Below are 19,095 nucleotides of genomic sequence, written 5' to 3' on the forward strand. Positions count from 1 at the left end.
AAACCTTTTTACCTATTAAATATATTGTTCTTATAGGTGTATTGGTATAATAGTAGTGATACATAATTCTGGTAAAGGAGGGATATTATTATATGGCAAAAAAAATACTGCTTAGTTTATTGACCGTTCTTATCATATGCTTCTTATCTGCACAATCTTCAATGGCGTCTGGATTAAATGATGCCAAATTAAACTTCACTGTTCAGCCTTCCCAGAATATAATCGTTAAACCAGCCGATAGGCCAGCAGCAGCAAATCTGGATTTCAGAGTAAAGCAGGGCGGATCTGCATCTGATAGTAATAGAGAACCAATGGATGTTGTCTTTATTATGGATATTTCCGGTTCAATGAATGATGCTGGTAAACTTGATAGTGCTAAAACCGCCATGAATAATGCTCTTGACCATTTTTTGCAGACCGCAAATTCAGCAGACAGATACTTTTTAATACCCTTCAATAAAAAAATCAGTGAGCAAGAGGGATTTTTTTATCCTTCGGGAAATGCCCTTAATGACCTTGGAATGATAAAAGAAAAAGTCAGGACATTAACAGCAATCAATGGAACAAATTATAAGGACCCGATAAAAAAAGCTGAAGAGCTATTGAAAGGCGGGAATGGAAATAATAATATTGTCTTTTTGACAGATGGTGTGCCTACTTATTCTGAGAGTATACAAATAAGAACTTTTAATAAAAAATCCTGTGTTTTTATATTTTGCGATTCAAATAGAGTAACAGAAGAAGTAACGTATATAGAAGAACTTCTAACGAGAGGTTATACAAAAAATGGCATATTTTATCCTTATATTCCCTACCAATACCTGGCCGATGAATATTTTATAGATAATAATAACCGAAGTTATTCAATAAAAAATAATAGTGAACACTATGCTTCGACTCAAACTTCTATTAGAAAAGCTATTATCGATGAAGTAAAAAAGCTCACTGCCAGTAATATCAAGCTGCATTCGATTGGGTTTGGCAGTGACGATGATATCGATATGAATTTTCTAAACGAGATGTCCTATTATACTGGAGAAACCGCCATTCAGGCAGGTACAGGAAATATAGAAGATATTCTTGAGCGAATTTCAAGCAGTGTACTAAAGCCATCCATCACTGCTGAAATACAAGTAGACTTAAATTCATTTAAAGGAAAAGTAACGCTGGCAGAAGGCGCAAATGCCATACAAAATGCCGATAACATCATTACCAAGCAGGTTAATTTCAAATACGATATCGGGAAAGAAACAATAAGTGAACTGGATTTCAGTATTCCACTAAATTTTGCAGAAGAAGGAAAGTATGTTTTTAAAGATAATATAAAGCTAAAATACAAAGATTTGAATAATAAGGAACACGTAATAGTCCATCCGGAAGTGCAGATTGAAGTTCAGGATGATGCACCAGCATCATTTAATGGGACGATGCTTCTGGAAAAAGAGCTTAACGATTTACGTGACTTAGTAAAAGAAATGAGTTCGGATAAAAAGTCAAACCAGTTTAATATCAAATATAATTTGGAGCCTATAGGAATTCCAGACAATAGAGTGGAAGGCAGCTTGAGGAATATTATTATCAAACAGCCGCTTCCTGAAGGGATACTTATTGCAGATCCTTCCGTGAAAGAAGAGATCATAAATGGACAGAGGCATGCGGTACTTACTCTAACAAATCAGCAAAGCAGCTATAAAAATGGTGCTTTCACACCAAATCGTCTTTCTGCCAAAATAGCATTAAAAGCTGATAGAGCCTTTTATGGCTTAACCATGCCCCGTTCACAGGTTTTCTATTCTGACAGCAGATTCCCAGACAAGCCTCAATCAACTAGTATTGCTGCTTCCAGCCAGGTTATTGATGCAAAGGTAAGATTAAATAGTTTTAATAACATCGCTTATGATGGAGACGCAGCCGGGATCATTTCAAAGTTAGATTTAAATAATAACGGTAAAAAACTGGCACAGTCAGAGTTTCCGAATAATTATGGCCTGAAAAATAAACCTGTCAAAAATTTATATTTCCTTTCAGACAGCAAAGCAGCAGGCCTTAAAATTGAATATACGGATGATAGTCTCGCACAGCTTTATTTTGAACCGGATTTTGAGATGAATGGCGTAGTTACTGGGAATGTCTTTTCTGATAAGGGTGTTGCTTACGAACCAATTGCCATCAATCTATCTAAACTGGTTGCCGGCAAGGATGTCAATTATTTTTACAAAGTTGAAAAAGATGGGAATGAAGGCATTTGGAACCCCTTTGCTCCTGAGGGCAGTGTATTATTAGATGCTCCAGGGTCTTATATAATTAAGGTTAAAGCATCCGGAGGATTCGCGTTCGGGAATGAAATCTCAAAGTCAATTACAATTGTGAAAAGAATTGAAAGCATAAGCGTAGCTCCAGATCCAATTGAATTGGATGTTGATAAATCAAAATCCTTTAAAGTAGAAATTTCTCCATCTGATGCTTCTAATCAAGAACTCGAAATGATAATTGAGGATACATCCAAAGCAGACTTCGTTGATGACAATACAATATTGGGAAAATCTGCAGGTGAAACTTATTTGGTTGTTAAAGCTAAGGACGGCTCCAATATAGAGAGGAAAATTAAAATAATTGTCACTGACCCTTACATTGCCTTAGAGGAAATTAAATTTGATAAAGCTGTATACAAAATTGACAAAGATGATAGCATCGCAGTAAAAAATTTGCTGATCTTTAATCCTTCTAATGCCACAGACCAGGATATTGTTGAAGTGCTCTCTGAGATGCCGGATAAAGTCCGAATAGTTCAGAGAGGTGCTGAGTGGTATATTGAAGGTGTAGCAATAGGATACTCAAAGGTAACGGCTGCAGCTGAAGAGCAAAAAGACGGTAAGCAGCCGAAAGCTTCAGCTCTATTTGAAGTAGTGAATGAAGCTGATCAAACTGACAATGGTCCTGCTGGGGAAGGAAAATGGTAGAAGAAAAAGGTGCTGATATGAGCACCTTTTTCTTATTCTATTAATAATTCATCCGAAAAGATTTGAAGATGTTTTACGATTGGAAGGGTGTCTATCCTTTGAAGAAGGACATTTTGATCGTAATTCACAATAAAGCGAGAATACCTATCCTCCTGTGATGATTTTAAAGGTAGATTTTCTATGGAATCTACTTCACCTCGAATAGCATTAATTGTCAGCCTTTCTTTGGCAAAAATTCCTCCATTGATATAAAACAATGAACCCACTCCATATAATTCTGCATCATTTTCCGTATAGAAAAATCCTTTTAAAGGCTTTATACCTTCATCTTCAGGAATATACGGTTTTTCACCTTCTCTAGGAGGATTAAAATTATTGAATTCATTAATGCGGGTTAAAAGCAGGTTTTCCTTTGCCATTAGCACAAGCTGTTTCGAATTATTTTCTGCTCCTAAAATATTTACATTCGAAATATTGGCCCGTTTGCCGGCATACACAACAGAATCAAAGATCACTTGATCGTTTTCTGAAGGCTCACCGGCTTCATCTCCATTAATAGTGAAAGATTCATTGGAGACTATTGTCCCTTTCATTTCAATAGAAGTATTAAGTGCATTAATTATAGTGCTTTTCCCGGTTAAAATATCCCCATTCACCTTAATGCCTTTCTCGAATAGATCATCCCTGTTTTTAGCATAGGATTCGATGATAACATTATTTGCGGAAGTAATACTTTCATTTACCTCAAGCTTGCCGTCAAAATTGACAAGGTGAGTTCTCCCGGTTACTAATATATCTTCGTTCAGTGTTAAACTTTCATAATTAACAAGATAGAGATCACCATCAACAATCAGCTTTTCATTTATTTCAATTGGAGCATCCTCAGCCATGATTACCACATCACCTTGAATAAGGCCACTGAGCAGTGAGGCAGCTTCAGAATTGTTTATTAGGTAACTTTCAAGAGGTGCATCCATATTAGTAACGATTTGCTGCAAAGTTTTAGGCAAGCCGGCTAGTTTTTCAATTTGCCCCTCAATTAAAGTGTTCATTGAGAAGGAAGCAAGGATGCCTGATGCTATTTCTTTTGAAAACAATTCGCCTTCTCCGGTTCGGAAAACAGGAATACCGCTAGCTGATAATAATTGATTTGCCTGTTCATTCATCGTCTTGTCAAAATCAATATTGATAAATTGGCTATCATGCTTTAGTACAGGAACTTGTCCCTTATAAAAGTTCTCTTCATCCAGAAGCGGAAGAAGGTTTGCTGCTGAACTGTACAGATCCCCATTGATTGAGGACATATTGGTATCCTGTCTCTTTTTACTTCCATTTCTCAACTCGAATTCTGCATCCTCATTTATTGTCAGCTGATTAGCATATACATTACCAGAGAAATTTGCTGATCCGTTTAAAATAAGGCCAGCATCATTTTTATCAGAAAAGGAGCCGGCTGCATACTTCAAAAAGCTTGGAAGCGGTGACAGGATAAGTCTTTTCTTAATTGTCCGAGTAATTCTGCCTTCTGTTTCAATAGGGTTTTTGGTGACAATTATGATATCCAGAACTCTTGTAAAATCATTTTCAGTTTCTATATTAAATGTATCGTATTTTAAAATATCGTCGATACAAGGGGTGTCAGTATCGATGAAGCTTGCGCTGCTGCCTGATAAGTCAATAATGTTTAAACAGCTTATATTTTCATTTGCTTTATGCGGCACGATTAAATCATCTTCCAGCTTCTGCTTTAAACGTGTATCAAAGTCACTGCGCACATAAAGATTTCCGTCAGTGCTCTTTCCCCGGTAATTTTCGAGGGGAAGCTGCGGCAGTATCCTGGCCAGCTTGGAAGTCATTTGATCGATAAGCTTTACAGAATCATATGTTATGGAGATATCACTCTCCCTCGTTTCCGTTCTTTTGGCCCCGCTCAGGGAAGCTGCCACAATACTCATTCCCAAAACGGTAAATATAAGTGACATTAATAAAACAGTAATGAGGCTATTTCCCCGCTCATTTTTCAGCAAAATCATCACCTCTTAAAATCCGAACATGCTATTAAGCTCCAGTTTCTCTGCAAGCCTTTCATGACCGAGTTGAAGCTTTAAATTAATCATTCCCTGCGAGCATTTATTATCATTGATAAATTCTGTACATGTTAAACCTAATGTCGATTCGTTAAAATCAGCTGCCGAATCAATCGCTGCGCTATCGACTAAAAACACTTTACGGCTGCTGTCACTTTCAGAATCAGTTAATTCAATCCTAATAACTTGTTCTGCTTCAATTGCAGCATTTTGATTTATACTATAAAAAGTCTGTTGTTCCTTCTCTTGTTTTGTTATAGCAGTACCAGCTGAATTGACCAGCTCAATGCAATCTTTATCTCCGCATTCTCTAACATAGTCAAAAGGGAAAGAATAAAATGTATTCATGATCATCGTAGCTGTGTAATCGGCATCATCCCGCAGCTGTCCTTCAATGCCAATCTTATTGTAGAGCTTGTACCCTGAAGTGAATACTCCATAAATAATTGGAAGAATGATGCTGCTGATCACCAGCACAGCCAGCAATTCATAAAGTGTGGCACCGCGCTCATCGAAGATCTTCACTTTTTATTTCTCCTTCAATTGTCGAAATTTCTTCCTTGCCATTGATTTCCCAGGACACACATGCTTCAAGAGGAACAAAAAAGGAAGAGTGTTCTCCATCAGCAAGGTTAACATTCTCATCTTCTGATTTTAGTAAATTGATAGTTACATTGTACTCGATATTATTTACTATTATAGGGCTGCATTCTATATCATAAGAAGCATCACTCCAAAATAATTTGTATGCACTATTACAAATTTGAAGGCTAAGAGTTTCGTTTTTGTTATTTCTAAATCTCTCTCTAACTTCTATAAAATTTTCTTTCTCAATATGCATTAAAGCATTTCTGGCAACATTTACAGCTGCCGTCTTCTTTTCATTCATATTCGTATAAGTGTACGCCTGGGAAAAAAACTTCATTGTTCCCATTAAAACAATTCCTAATATCGTTAATGAAACAAGTACTTCCACAAGAGTTAAGCCTTTAGAATCAGTAAGTATTTTTTTATATTTCATAGCCCACTCCTTCTTTCAAAATACCTATTTGTATTATACTATATTTAATAGCAATATTTGTATGTATAGGTCGAATTATGCATTTTTTGATAAGTTTAGCTGTTAAGTCTATCAAAGAAAGGAGAGATAAGATGATCTGCCTTGCTTTTGCTTTGGCATCTTTAATTTTCATTATTCCCGCTGTTTATTTCATTCCTTCAGACTTAACTAAAAAAGGGAAAATGCTTGTCGTTGTGGTTTCAATCCTTTTAGGGCTGCTTGGGCTGACAGCAAATGATTTATTCACCGAATGGCAAGTAGCACTTCTTCTTTTACTGCTTATAATGGCAGGTACTTATCTAGCCAATAATAAGATCACCGGATTATTTCATGCAGCTGAAGAAACAGGAGCTTTAAATGCATCTGTAATTGAGAGAACAGTCTCAGATGAGAGTTTAAATGCAATAGCCGCTGCAGACCAGGAAACTGAAAAACCTGCTGTGGCATTAGTGGAACATGTATCAGAAGAAGATAATGAAGACTTAGATTTAATAGATTTTAGCAAGGATGAGAATAGTGGCAGTCGAAAAGTTTCGTTAATAGAAGGTGCTTCAATAGGTCTTTCGGAGGAAGAAAGCCATCAGGAGGATTTCAGTTTGGAGGAAATTGAAAGCATGCTTTTAGAAGAAGTGATTGAGGAAAATGCCCTGCAATTAGATGAAAAAGATAAAGTGGAGAATCCATTGGATCCAATCCTTCAAGAGATCAATTATCTCTCGGAACTAGAAGATATGATGAATGAAGAAATGGAACCTGCTAACCATACCGCTGTGGAAATTCGTGAACCAGAGGATCAGACTTGTCAGGATGAGCTAAAGATTTCGGATCATGAACCTGATGAATACTTTGCAATTCTTAACGTATTTGAAGATTCTGGTGAATTGAGGGAACATTATATGGGTGGAGAGACTGAGTATGTGGTGGCAGACTCAGAGGAACACACCCCAGCCCTATGTAGTGAAGAAGCGGCAGCTGCTGCTGAAGCAAAAATCGGTATAAAGGATGAAAGTGGGAAAGAAACGAAAGCAGAAGAGAAACGGCAGGCTGCCGATCCGGGAAGCAGAGCAGAATTCCAGAATCAAATGTTCCAGCTGATAGCACCCCAGCTTGAGCTGGCCCGCAATAGCCTTGATAAGAAAAGTTATGAAATGTTAGTGATTGGATGTATGAATCCTAATATGCAGCCCTCAGATTATTATACATTTGCAAGATTACTATTCGATCACTATATCATTCATAAAGAGTTTGATAAATTACTGGAACTTGCAGAAAGTCTTGAAGCAAGATTTTCTGCTTATCCTGTCCTAAAACAGGAAATCAAATTTATCCAAATGTCCTATGCTGCTGCAGCCAAGAGAAAAAACTATAAATTAAGGTGATGTCAAAATGAAAAAAAATACAGAAATTACAGGTCTTCCTATTATCTCTATTCAGGAAGGCCAGGAAATTGGAACAGTAAAATCATTGGTCATAAATCCTGAAAAAGGCTCCATCGATTTCTTAACAATTGAGCATGAAGATTGGCAAGTTAGTGTAAAAGCAATTCCATTCAAAAAGATAATCGGAATCGGCGAATACGCTGTGACAGTGGAAAGTGACCGTGCCGTAATTGATTTAAATGAAATCCCAATTGCAAATCAGCTGGTAAACAAAAAAATCCGCATTACCCAAACCAAGGTAATGACACGAAAAGGCCAATTATTGGGAGAAACAGCGGAGTTTTACACAGATGAAGAAACTGGAAATATACTAGGAGTTGAGATTCAGCTTTCAGATGCTTCTGCAGTAATGGCTGCCGAAGAAATCTTAACTTATGGAAAGGATATTCTTATTGTTAAGGAAGATTCATCTGAAAGGTACCTAAGCAATGTATCACTGCTTAACCCAATAACTGGAAGTGGAGTCTTTCCGAGTGAAGAAGACAACAATTATCAGCTTCAATCATTGAAAAACAAACAAATGGAATTATTAGTCGGCAAAGAGTTAGAAGCTGATATCTATGACTTAAATGGAAATATATTGTTCCCGTCCGGGCGAATTTTATCAGAACAGGACGTACAGAAAGCTCAAGAAAATGGCCCGAATGTAGTTGTAAATCTGTCAATGAATGTGAATGCATAATTGAAGGAGGAAGCTCAATGTGAGAAATCCTCAGATAATAAAGCTATTTTTGATTACAGCACTCTGCACCTCGTTTATTATAAGCTTTTCTTATATTGGAACTGCAGCATACGGAAAGGTCTTTTCCGATCATGACGCATTTGCTGAAGGTACTTTTATTGGAAATGAAGACGTAACAGGAATGGACAAGTCCCGGGCATTAGCCTATATAACTGAAAAGCAGGAACAATGGCTTAATGGTACAGCTGTCTCGCTTCAATTCCAGGAAGTAACGAAGGATATCAAACCCGTTTCAGCGTTTTATCAATTTGATATTCAACAAAGCATTTCTCTTGCATCGTCAGGCAAGAAAAATCAGCTCATTGTCAAAATAGATGAAGAAAAGCTCAATGCTCTTCTGGAAGAAATGCTGCCGGACCTTTATAAAGATAGCTTAGAACGCGAAAATCTTTTAGCTGACCTTCTTATGTATGCGACATTGCTGGAAAATGGCAATCATACGTTAAAACTGCAAAACTATTTACCCGGAGACCTTCTCGAGGATGAGGTGATTGCCGAATCGTCAACTAAAATCTCCGGTAAAGAAAGTGTTATTGATATGTGGGCTGGCAAAGAAGGAAGCATTGAAGTTGCTCCGCATTCACAAGTTTCTTTTCTTGAGCTTGCTGAAGAAAGAGGAAGCTTGCATTTCGAAGCAGACGAAATAAGCATCCTATCGTCTGCTATTTACAAAGCCCTGCTGAACACCAACTTTATGATTACAGAAAGGCATATTGGGAGATTGCTTCCTGGATACATTGAACCCGGATTTGAGGCCAGAGTGGACTCACTAAAACAAATGGATTTAATTTTTAGTAATCCGAATGACCATGAATACGTGATTGAATTCCAGCAGCTTGATAAGCTTTTGTATGTTTCTGTTAAAGGGCCCAAAACGATATATACTTATCAGGCAGTTCTAAAAAATAAGCAGACTTTTAAGCCGAAAACAATAATCCAAACTGATGCCAAGCTGCCATTTGGACAAAAAAGAACTGGAGTTGAAGGCGAAGAAGGCATTTTGATAGATGTATATCGTAATCAGATTGATGAAGCAGGAAAACTAGTAAACTCCGAAAAAATAGCAGAGGACTTCTATCCGCCAGTTCATGAGGTTCTTATATACAGTCTGGCAATTAAAAAGGATAATCCGAATAGCGCAAATGAAACAGCGGGAAATGTGCCTGAAGAAAGCGTAAGCACTGAGAATGAGAAATCAGAATCAGTTGATGGCAGTACTTCAGCTGAACAGGACACTAAAAATAAACAATCTGAAACAGATGGCAATAAAGACACTAGCGTGAATAAAAGTGGAAATGGTGAAGACCTATGGGGAATAGAGGATGAAGCCGTCAAATAAAAAGGTAAGGCAGTGATGGGCATGAAGCAGATGCGTAAGAGACTGGGAGATTTGCTGGTGGACGCCGGCCTTATCACCGGGGAGCAGCTTCAAACATCTTTAAGAGAAAAGGATTCAAATCAAAAGCTCGGTGATGTTTTGCTTCAAAAAGGATATATTACAGAACAGCAGCTGATTGAGGTTCTTGAATTTCAGCTTGGGATTCCACATGTCAGCTTGTATCGCTATCCCTTTGATACTAAGCTGTTCAGCATCGTTCCAAAAGACGTGGCAAAGCGCAATCTCCTCATCCCATTAAAGAAAGACGGAGAGAAGCTATTTGTGGCCATGGCCGATCCTATGGATTTCTACACTATTGATGATTTGCGGCTATCAACGGGGTTTCAAATTGAAGCGGCCATTGCAACAAAGGATGATATTCTCCGGGCAATCAATAAATATTACGATATGAATGAAGGTTTTGAGGAACTGCTGGGGACAGCTGGGAATCCTGATGCAGCAGAAGATAAGCAGATGGTAGATGAAGATTCCCCGGTCGTCCGTCTTGTCAATCAGATCATTGCCAGTGCAGCTGCTTTAAAGGCAAGTGATATACACCTAGATCCCCAGGAAACAAAGGTGCTGATCAGATACCGGATAGATGGAGTTTTAAGAACTGAGCGTGTTCTCCCTAAGCATATGCAAAGTGTGCTTTCAGCCCGAATTAAAATCATGTCCAACCTGGATATTACTGAACATAGAATTCCCCAGGATGGAAGAATAAAGCTTAATATTGATTTTCATCCGGTAGACTTGAGGGTTTCTACACTTCCCACTGTGTATGGTGAGAAAATTGTTTTGAGATTGCTGGACTTAGGCAGTGCTTTGAATGACATCCAAAAGCTTGGCTTCAATAAATTAAATCTGCAGAGATTTACCGAAATGATTGAAAAGCCTACAGGCATTGTTTTGATAACCGGTCCTACCGGCTCAGGGAAATCCTCTACTCTATATGCGGCTTTAAATCGCCTGAACTGTGAAGAAGTAAACATTATAACCGTTGAAGATCCGGTTGAGTATCAGCTTGAAGGAATTAATCAGATTCAAGTTAACTCAAATGTCGGAATGACTTTTGCGAAAGGTTTACGAGCTATTCTGCGTCAGGATCCAAATATCATTATGGTAGGTGAAATCAGGGATAGAGAAACTGCAGAAGTTTCAATTAGAGCATCATTAACGGGACATCTTGTGCTTAGTACATTGCATACAAATGATTCATTAGGTTCCATTACACGTCTGCTGGATATGGGAGTCGAACCATTTCTCGTCGCATCGTCTTTGAGCGGAATTGTTGCACAGCGGCTGGTAAGGAAAGTCTGCCGGGATTGTGCCGAAGAACAGCAGCCGGCTAAGCGGGAAATCGAAATCTTTGCAAAGAGAGGCATAAGGCTTGAGAAGGTTGTGCGGGGGAAAGGCTGTTCTTCCTGTAATATGACTGGATATAAGGGGAGAATTGCCATTCACGAAGTGCTGCCCATAAACGATGAGATGCGTAAAATCATTATGAATGGTGAATCATTTTCAAAACTTCGGGATTATGCAATAAGAAATAAAACAGTTTTTCTTATTGACGATGGCCTGCTAAAAGTAAAACAGGGCATTACAACCACTGAAGAAGTATTACGGGTAGCTATATCTGATTAGGAGTACAGTATGAAAACTAAAATAGAACATCTGTTGAGAGTGGCGTATGAGCTGAAGGCCTCGGATCTCCATTTGACTGTTGGGGTCCCCCCCGTCATAAGAATTAATGGGGGTTTAAAAAAATATGGGAAAGAAAGTTTGCGTCCTGAAGACACCGAGGGCATGGCTAAGGCAATTATTCCTGCAGACATATGGAAAAAATTCGAGGATATCGGCGAGCTTGATTTCTCATATGGAATCCCGGGACTGTCCCGTTTCAGGGTCAATGCTTATTTTCAGCGGTCATGCATATCACTGGCCATCCGTGTTGTCCCTACACGAATTCCTGCTTTAGAAGAACTTGGGCTTCCCCCTGTATTAAAAAAAGTGGCAGAAAAACCCCAGGGGCTAGTGCTGGTAACAGGGCCGACGGGAAGCGGGAAATCAACGACATTGGCATCAATGATTAATTATATGAACGAGACGATGAGAAAACATATTATCACGCTCGAGGACCCGATTGAATATCTGCATAAGCATGGAAAGTGCATTATTGATCAGCGTGAAGTGGGATTTGATACAAAGCATTTTGCTAATGGATTGAGAGCTGCTTTACGGCAGGACCCGGATGTCATTCTAGTAGGGGAAATGCGGGACCTGGAAACTATTCAAACAGCCATAACAGCAGCCGAAACTGGCCATTTAGTTCTTGGAACACTGCATACTTCCAGTGCTCCGGCTACAATTAACCGGATTATTGATGTATTTCCGCCTTCACAGCAGGCACAAATCAGAATCCAGCTTGCCACTGTACTAGTATCAATTATATCGCAGCGACTTTTTCTGAAAGCTGACAGGAAGGGCCGTTATGCAGCTACAGAAATTCTTATCAATAATTCAGCTGTAGCAAACCTGATTCGAAATGAAAAGATTTATCAGATTATTAATGTGATGCAAACATCACGCGCCCAGGGAATGCATACACTTGAGACAAGCATTAATTCTCTCCTGGAGACCGGAAAAATCGCCAAAGAATCAGCATTGCCATACATACAGGAACAGGTGACGGATCATGTCCCGCTATAAATACAGCGGGCGTGACCGAAAAGGCAAGAAGTCAGGGATCGTGACAGCAGTTTCTAAAAGGGAAGCTATGCTTCAGCTGAAGGAAAACGGAATAAGAGTTCTTGATATACAGGAAGTTCCGGAGACTTTTTTAACAAAAGAAATAACAATTGGCAATCCTGTTAAGCTTCAGGATTTTGTTATCTATCTGCGTCAGTTTGCAACTTTGCTGAAAGCCGGAGTGACAGTAGTAGAGTCAACCGCAATACTTGCGAAGCAAACAGAAAGCAAAGCGCTGAAAAAAGCATTGAAAGCTGTCGAACAGGACTTGCGTGATGGACTTCCGCTTTCAGATGCTGCCTCCAGACATAGAAAAATCTTCAGTGGAATGTTTGTCAATATGATCAAAGCAGGCGAAGCAGGCGGGAATATGGATGAAACGCTGGAAAGGCTGGCAGTTCATTTTGAAAAGCAGCACTACACAAAGCAGAAAATCATTTCAGCACTTGCCTATCCGATAACTGTCGGCATTATAGCTATTGCAGTAGTCATCTTTCTGCTTGTTTCTGTTGTTCCTATTTTCGTGGAGATGTTTAAGGATTTCGGAGGAGAACTCCCTGCCATTACACAATTTGTTCTGGGCTCCAGTGAATTTATGCAGCAATACTGGTGGCTGATCATCAGCTTATTTTTGGTCGTTTTTATGGGTGTTGTATTAGTTCGCAATAACAAAGCCAGTAAATATTATCTTGATTATTTCCTGCTGAGAATGCCTATCTTCGGAAAGATTCTTCAGAAAGCAGCCATAGCAAGAATGACAAGAACCTTAAGCTCCTTGTTTTCCAGCTCTGTGCCGATTCTGCAGGCCTTAAGCATTGTAGAAAGCATTGTAGAAAATGAAGTGATGGCAAAGGTAATTGCAAAATCAAGAGATTCACTCGAGCAGGGGAAGTCTCTGACGGAACCGATGAAAAAACACTGGGTGTTCCCTCCGCTAGTCTCTCAAATGATAGCCATTGGGGAAGAGTCAGGATCGCTTGATGCCATGCTTGGGAAGGTAGCTGACTTTTATGAAAAAGAAGTAGAAAGCGCCACAGACAGGCTTAAATCACTCATTGAACCCCTCATGATCGTCTTTCTGGCCAGTATAGTCGGGACTATAGTCACATCAATTATGGTACCGATGTTTGAAATATTCCAGCACATTGGCTAAATATTTACAAAATAGTAAAAAATTCGACTGTTATTAGAATTTGAGTTTAGTATAATAGTGCCATAATAGGTAAAATAAACTAGAATATTTGAGAGGGAGAGAAAAAATGCTGAAAAATTTAAGGAATAGACTTAAGAATCAAAAAGGATTGACACTGATTGAATTGCTTGCGGTTATTGTTATTTTGGGAATTATTGCGGCGATTGCTGTTCCTAGTATCGGTGGGTTGATTAATAAAACTAAGGATGATGCAAAAGTTGCAGAAGCAGTTCAGATTGTTAATGCTGCAAAACTTTATATTACAACAAACCCTTCTGCTCAGGATTTGACTCACGATGATTTGAAATCTTATTTAGAGAAAGTAAAAGATAAAGATTATGTTGTAACAGTAGAAAAAGGAACTGACGGTAAGTTCACTTACAAGCTGCAAAAACATGATGGTGGAAAAATTGTTAAAGATAGTACAAGTGACGTTACAGTTACTGAAGCTCAACTTCTTGAGTTCAGTGGAAATGATCCTGAAGGAACAGAGGTTGAAGACTAATTAAATGATTAGCATTTATAGCTTGTCATTTATTTTAGGTACCATCCTTGGCTCCTTCTACAACGTAGCAGGCCTAAGAATCCCGCAAAACCAGTCTATCGCAGCACCGCGGTCCCATTGCCCAAAATGTAAGCATACTCTATCACCTCTGGAGCTTATTCCAATACTATCGTATATAATTCTAGGCGGAAAATGCCGGCGCTGCAAAGCGCCGGTTTCAGCCTTATATCCGGCTGTTGAGCTTTCCACAGGGATTTTATTTGCGGCTGCGCCGCTGATCATGGGCTGGACTGCTGAATTGTTTGTCGCCTGGACACTGATTTCCCTTGTGATCATTGTGTTTGTATCTGATTTCAAATATATGATCATCCCGGATAAGGTTTTATTGTTTTTTGCTGTAATTATTATGGCAGAACGCATTTTCATTCCGCTCTCTCCATGGTGGGACAGTTTAGCAGGTTCAGGACTTGGTTTTTTCCTTCTGATGCTTATAGCTGTTATCAGTAAAGGCGGCATGGGTGGAGGGGATATAAAGCTGTATGCTGTCATCGGCATTGCATTAGGTGTAAAGCTTGTTATGCTTTCGTTTTTTCTCGCAACTTTGTTCGGAGCTGTCCTTGGAGGACTTGGCATGGTTCTGGGACTTGTGCAAAAAGGCAAGCCCATCCCATTTGGTCCATTCATAGGAATCGGGACTTTAATAGCATATTTCTATGGGAATGAATTAATTGAATGGTATTTTCATTTATTTCTATAAGGATACGAATTTTTGGGCTAGGAGCTGGATTATTCCGGCTCTTATCTCTCCCTAGGCAATTCTATTAACAAGGAGTTTTTCATCATGGCAAAGCGATTTCTTCCCGGAAAAAAGAAGCCTGTAAATATCATTATCAAAGACCACGTTATTCGTTATGCAGAATTAAAAAGTCAGCGCGATTTGGAAATGGCAAAATGGAATGAACGTTTTCTGCCGCCGGGAATTATTAAGGATGGGAAGATCCTGGATTATGATACACTTGCTCTCATTCTTGAAGAATGCGTCAATGAGTGGAAAATAAAAAACAGGCAGGTATTTTTTACTGTACCTGATCCTTTTATTGTTTTGAGAAAGCTGACATTGCCAGGAGATGTCCAGCTGGATGAAATTAAAGGCTATTTATATATGGAACTCGGCACAAGCATACACCTGCCTTTTGAAGAGCCTGTTTTTGATTATCATGTTCTCGGTATTAATCAGCAGAATTCAACTGAAATACTGCTATTCGCTGCGCCTGAGGAAATTGTCATGGAATATACCGGTCTTTTCGAGGATGCAAAACTCCGTCCCGCTGCTGCAGATGTGTCTTCTCTAGCACTGTATCGGCTTTATTGCAGCCATTTTGAGGATAAAACAGGAGAAGATATCATGCTCATTCAGTTTGACCTTAATTCTGCAGTGTGCAGCATCTTCGAATCGGACATACCGGTATTCATGAGAAATATTGCGATTGAGATCGATCTCAGCAAGTGGGGGACTGTAAAAATGCCCAGTGGAGAAAAGAAGATAGAATACATTGGCAAAGAAGAAGAAGTGCTAAATCCCCTATTGGATATTTACAATGATATAGAAAAAGTAATGAATTTTTACAGGTATTCATTAAATCAGGGACAGCGCCAAATTGACAGGATCATTGTAAGCGGTGACCATCCATGGCTTGAAAACATTCATAAGGACATAAAAAACAGAATGGAAGTGCCAGTTGCTTCTTTCGAAGACTGCCTTATCACCGGACAAAATGAGCTGTTAAAACAATCATCTTTCCATGTAAATATTGGACTGGGTTTAAAAGAGGGGTAGCACATGCGAGTTGACATTAACCTGCTTCCTCAAAAGGAAAAAAGGCCTAAAAACGTCTATATTATGATAGCTTTTATTGTAGTCCTGCTTACTGCAGCCTTCTTGCTTGTTTTTTTAACGGTTAAAGAGAAAAACAATGAGCTTTTGGGAATTGAGAAAAGAATAATCCAGACAAATGAAATTCTTGAAGCTCAGCAGGCAAAGCTTCAAGAATATCAATCTTCCAATGCGGCAGAGGAGCTGAAAGTTGCAATTGAATGGGCAGACAGACAGCCATTCGATTTAGTCTTCCTTATGGAACAAATAACCAGGCTTCTTCCTGAACGAGGATTTGTAATAGAATTTGAGCTGGATGAAGAAAACAGAATCAAACAAATCGTTCAATTTGATGCAAAAAGTGAGGCGGCCTATTATTTGCATAGTTTGACGGAATTGTCCTGGGTTGACGAAGCGATTATAACCGAAGCTAAAACAGCAGACATCTTAAAAGATGAAGCAGCTGAACTTCGAAAACAGGCAAACATTCAGCCGAGGTATTATGCAGAATATGAATTAAAAATTAACACATCATTGCTTAATGAAGCAGCCGAACAGAAAGTAATCAAAGATATAGAGGAGAAGGATTCCGCCGCTCAGCAAGAGGAAGGAGATGATTCTCCGTGAACCGGGAAATTTCCAAAAAACAGCTTGGGGTTTTCTTGCTTGCCGTTGTTCTATTCGCGGCAATGGCTTTTGGCAGTTATTATCTCTTTATTAGCCCTTTGAACGAAAAAATGGACAGAAAGCAAACCGAGCTGCAAATGGCCGCTCAGCAATTAACCATATTAGAAAATAATCTTCAGCAGCTGAATGATCAAACCGTATTGAGCACAGTTGAACTTCAAAAACAGGTGCCGGTTAAGAGGCTGCTTGATCAGCTTCTTTTGGATATCGAAAAATCTGAAATTATATCAGATACCAATATCATAGAATTGAAGATGAATGGGACGGAAAGTGATGAAGAAATCGACCTGTCTGAAGAAGAAAGGAATCAGTCTCAACAAGAAGTTTCAGAGGCGGAGCCTGAAACGGATGATTCCAATGAAATTGCAGAAGCAGATCCATTATCTGAAGAGAAGCTGCCAAATGGGATTAAAAAGGTTTCTATTGTCTTAAATGGACAAGCAGATACATATTTTGAAATGGAAAGTTTCATAAAGAATCTATTAGATTTAAAAAGAATCATTAAAGTGGAAAGCCTGAAGTATACAGGATTCGATGAAGTTGTAAGTGTAATGCAGGAAGACCAGATGGTTGAATTCGAACTGGCGATAGCTGCCTATTACTACCCTGAACTGGAAGAATTGCGAAAGGAGATTCCTCCTTTGGATGCCCCGGGAATTTCCAATAAAAGAAATCCATTAAGCAGTTTCTCTGAACTGGAAGCTGAGGATGATGAGAAAACACCTTAATCAAAAAAATGAAGAGAGGTCTAGTAAATGATGTTTGCTGCTAGACTAAAACAAAAAGGATTTACATTAATTGAAGTGCTTGCTGTCCTAATTATATTAGGCATCATTTCTTTAATAGCCATCATCGCTGTTAATAATGTCATTCAAAGAGTAAAGGATCAGGCTTTTGTGGGTAATGCCTTTGCATTAAAGGAATCAGCAGAGCTTTATATAAAAAATGAAATGATCAGCGGAAGTGCGCTGCCGGAAAAAGTGACATACAAAAGACTGGCAGAAGCTGACTTCATTGAACCTATTAGGGACCCGGATACAAAAAAACTTCTTCAGCCTTCAGAGTATACTTTTGCTGTCGTCAAAGGAAAATCCATAACTGCTGTTTGTTTTAAAGGCGAAAAGCGGAGTTTATGCTATTCTGATGGCAATGAAGGAATCCCCATATATAAATTAGATCCTGATTTAATTACAGAAAATTATCCGGAAATACTAATGAAAAATTTGACGAAATCCTTCCGTAACAAGACGACAAAAGTCTTGTTATTTTTTTTTTTCCTTATGTTAGGATGAAAACAATTCAGGAAACGGTACGGAAGGAGGATGAGATGTGGACAAGCCTAAAAGCGAAAAAACGATCACGATTAAAATAAATGGCAAGGACCGTCCGTTTCAGGAGAAAAAGGAAGAAGTGCAGGAGAAAGCATGGGATCCGAGACAGCTGGATAGAAAGAAGAAGCAGGAGCAAACTGAATTTTTCGCATCCATACAAACAGCGGCCGGCAAAGAGGCGGATGACAGCTTCGACTGGATTCTGCCTGAGGAAACGGAAGATGCGGATATAAAGGAATATAAAAAAGCAGCTCCTCCTAAATCACCAGCAAAAAATGGGCTGAGCACTCTGGCTAAGAAATTCCAGGGGAGAAATAAGCAAGGATTCTTAACATCCATATTTCTGGCTGTGTTTTTTGCTGTACTGCTTGGGACAAGCTTTGGATTCATCATGCTGAAGCTGGTATTTACAGATCAGGCAGCAGAAACTGTGGCGCCTCCAATTAATGAAACTCCGGCAGCATCAAATCAGAAGACACCCGCTGCAGCGGCAGCTTTAGAGGCCCTAACTGCATACGTAGTTCAAGGCGGCGTTTTCTCAAACAGTGAAGCAGCACAGCAAATCCAGGAAGCTAACTCACAAAAAGGAGTCTATAGCCAAACAATAAAAATGGGAGAGCAGACTTTTCTTTTTTTAGGGGTTTCCGGTAGCCTTGATCAGGCGAAGGAAATAGGTGCGGATCTAAAAAGCAAAGGGATTGATGTATTTGCAAAAGAAGTCGCCTTTGAAGGTAAAGCGATTAAAGGGCTGAATACCGAAGAGAAAAAACTTGCAGAAAATGCTCCTGCCTTTTATCAATCCCTTTCAGAAGGTGCAGCCAGTGCCTCTCTCGGCAGCTCCATAACCCCTGAGGCGGCTGAGAAAATAAAAAATCATAGCAAGGCAGTGAATGATCTGCCGGCCGATCAAATTAAAAATAAAAGCCTGATTTCTATAAGAGAAGAACTGTTGGGTGCTTCAAAGCAAATAGACGCATACCAGCAGGCGGGTGATTCTGCATCAGCCGGAAAAATTCAGGAGCATCTGCTGGCGTTTCTTGCAGCTTATCAGACTTTGCTGCAGTCAGACGGGCAGTAAGGACCCGGCATATTT

At 39.2% G+C, this 19,095-nt stretch carries 17 protein-coding genes; 14 read left to right on the forward strand and 3 right to left on the reverse strand.

Going from position 1 to position 19,095, the window contains the following annotated elements; genetic code table 11:
• Positions 1-92 precede the first annotated feature (92 nt).
• On the forward strand, positions 93-2,960 hold the full coding sequence (locus ACEQ1T_RS13790) for a VWA domain-containing protein (RefSeq protein WP_370223388.1): 2,868 nt from the start codon (positions 93-95) through the stop codon (positions 2,958-2,960).
• A 32-nt stretch (positions 2,961-2,992) separates the two neighbouring features.
• Here the strand turns inward: ACEQ1T_RS13790 and ACEQ1T_RS13795 are convergent, their stop codons facing one another.
• The 3 genes from ACEQ1T_RS13795 to ACEQ1T_RS13805 are packed head-to-tail and all read right to left on the reverse strand — an operon-like array spanning position 2,993 to position 6,068.
• Positions 2,993-4,987 carry a hypothetical protein gene (locus ACEQ1T_RS13795; RefSeq protein WP_370223390.1) on the reverse strand — a complete coding sequence of 665 codons (1,995 nt, stop codon included), beginning with the start codon at positions 4,985-4,987 and terminating at the stop codon, positions 2,993-2,995.
• Between the two features lie 12 nt (positions 4,988-4,999).
• On the reverse strand, positions 5,000-5,572 hold the full coding sequence (locus tag ACEQ1T_RS13800; RefSeq protein ID WP_370223391.1) for a hypothetical protein: 573 nt from the start codon (positions 5,570-5,572) through the stop codon (positions 5,000-5,002).
• The gene (locus ACEQ1T_RS13805) at positions 5,556-6,068 is read right to left on the reverse strand and encodes a prepilin-type N-terminal cleavage/methylation domain-containing protein (protein WP_370223392.1); all 513 of its coding nucleotides are present in this window, start codon (positions 6,066-6,068) and stop codon (positions 5,556-5,558) included. Before ACEQ1T_RS13805 ends, ACEQ1T_RS13800 begins: the two co-directional genes overlap by 17 nt.
• A 131-nt stretch (positions 6,069-6,199) precedes the next feature.
• Here ACEQ1T_RS13805 and ACEQ1T_RS13810 point away from each other — a divergent pair, with 131 nt between their 5' ends.
• The 13 genes from ACEQ1T_RS13810 (at position 6,200) to ACEQ1T_RS13870 (ending at position 19,080) form a co-directional block, all read left to right on the forward strand.
• A complete protein-coding gene (locus ACEQ1T_RS13810) occupies positions 6,200-7,486 on the forward strand; it encodes a hypothetical protein (protein ID WP_370223393.1) in 1,287 nt (428 codons plus the stop codon).
• A gap of 7 nt (positions 7,487-7,493) precedes the next feature.
• Complete coding sequence (locus ACEQ1T_RS13815) at positions 7,494-8,228, forward strand: PRC-barrel domain-containing protein (RefSeq protein WP_370223395.1); 735 nt, start codon at positions 7,494-7,496, stop codon at positions 8,226-8,228.
• Between the two features lie 19 nt (positions 8,229-8,247).
• Complete coding sequence (locus ACEQ1T_RS13820; protein ID WP_370223396.1) at positions 8,248-9,627, forward strand: VanW family protein; 1,380 nt, start codon at positions 8,248-8,250, stop codon at positions 9,625-9,627.
• Positions 9,628-9,648: 21 nt separating this feature from the next.
• On the forward strand, positions 9,649-11,310 hold the full coding sequence (locus ACEQ1T_RS13825; protein ID WP_370223397.1) for a GspE/PulE family protein: 1,662 nt from the start codon (positions 9,649-9,651) through the stop codon (positions 11,308-11,310).
• 9 nt (positions 11,311-11,319) lie between these two features.
• A complete protein-coding gene (locus ACEQ1T_RS13830; protein WP_370223399.1) occupies positions 11,320-12,375 on the forward strand; it encodes a type IV pilus twitching motility protein PilT in 1,056 nt (351 codons plus the stop codon).
• On the forward strand, positions 12,362-13,567 hold the full coding sequence (locus tag ACEQ1T_RS13835; protein WP_370223400.1) for a type II secretion system F family protein: 1,206 nt from the start codon (positions 12,362-12,364) through the stop codon (positions 13,565-13,567). The genes ACEQ1T_RS13830 and ACEQ1T_RS13835 overlap by 14 nt, the downstream gene beginning before the upstream one ends.
• A gap of 106 nt (positions 13,568-13,673) precedes the next feature.
• Positions 13,674-14,111: a type II secretion system protein gene (locus tag ACEQ1T_RS13840; RefSeq protein WP_370223401.1), complete on the forward strand. Its 438-nt coding sequence runs from the start codon at positions 13,674-13,676 to the stop codon at positions 14,109-14,111.
• Between the two features lie 4 nt (positions 14,112-14,115).
• The gene (locus ACEQ1T_RS13845) at positions 14,116-14,868 is read left to right on the forward strand and encodes an A24 family peptidase (protein ID WP_370223402.1); all 753 of its coding nucleotides are present in this window, start codon (positions 14,116-14,118) and stop codon (positions 14,866-14,868) included.
• 84 nt (positions 14,869-14,952) lie between these two features.
• Positions 14,953-15,948, forward strand: coding sequence for a type IV pilus biogenesis protein PilM (pilM, locus tag ACEQ1T_RS13850; protein ID WP_370223404.1), 996 nt, complete (start codon positions 14,953-14,955; stop codon positions 15,946-15,948).
• 3 nt (positions 15,949-15,951) lie between these two features.
• Positions 15,952-16,611: a fimbrial assembly protein gene (locus tag ACEQ1T_RS13855; RefSeq protein ID WP_370223405.1), complete on the forward strand. Its 660-nt coding sequence runs from the start codon at positions 15,952-15,954 to the stop codon at positions 16,609-16,611.
• A complete protein-coding gene (locus ACEQ1T_RS13860; protein ID WP_370223406.1) occupies positions 16,608-17,399 on the forward strand; it encodes a pilus assembly protein PilO in 792 nt (263 codons plus the stop codon). Before ACEQ1T_RS13855 ends, ACEQ1T_RS13860 begins: the two co-directional genes overlap by 4 nt.
• A gap of 27 nt (positions 17,400-17,426) precedes the next feature.
• Positions 17,427-17,963, forward strand: a complete 537-nt coding sequence (locus ACEQ1T_RS13865) for a Tfp pilus assembly protein FimT/FimU (RefSeq protein WP_370223408.1) — start codon at positions 17,427-17,429, stop codon at positions 17,961-17,963.
• A 37-nt stretch (positions 17,964-18,000) separates the two neighbouring features.
• Positions 18,001-19,080, forward strand: a complete 1,080-nt coding sequence (locus ACEQ1T_RS13870; protein ID WP_206838943.1) for a hypothetical protein — start codon at positions 18,001-18,003, stop codon at positions 19,078-19,080.
• Positions 19,081-19,095 lie beyond the last annotated feature (15 nt).

It is taken from the genome of Cytobacillus sp. (genome assembly GCF_964223445.1).
In the GTDB taxonomy this organism is placed as follows: domain Bacteria; phylum Bacillota; class Bacilli; order Bacillales; family Cytobacillaceae; genus Cytobacillus.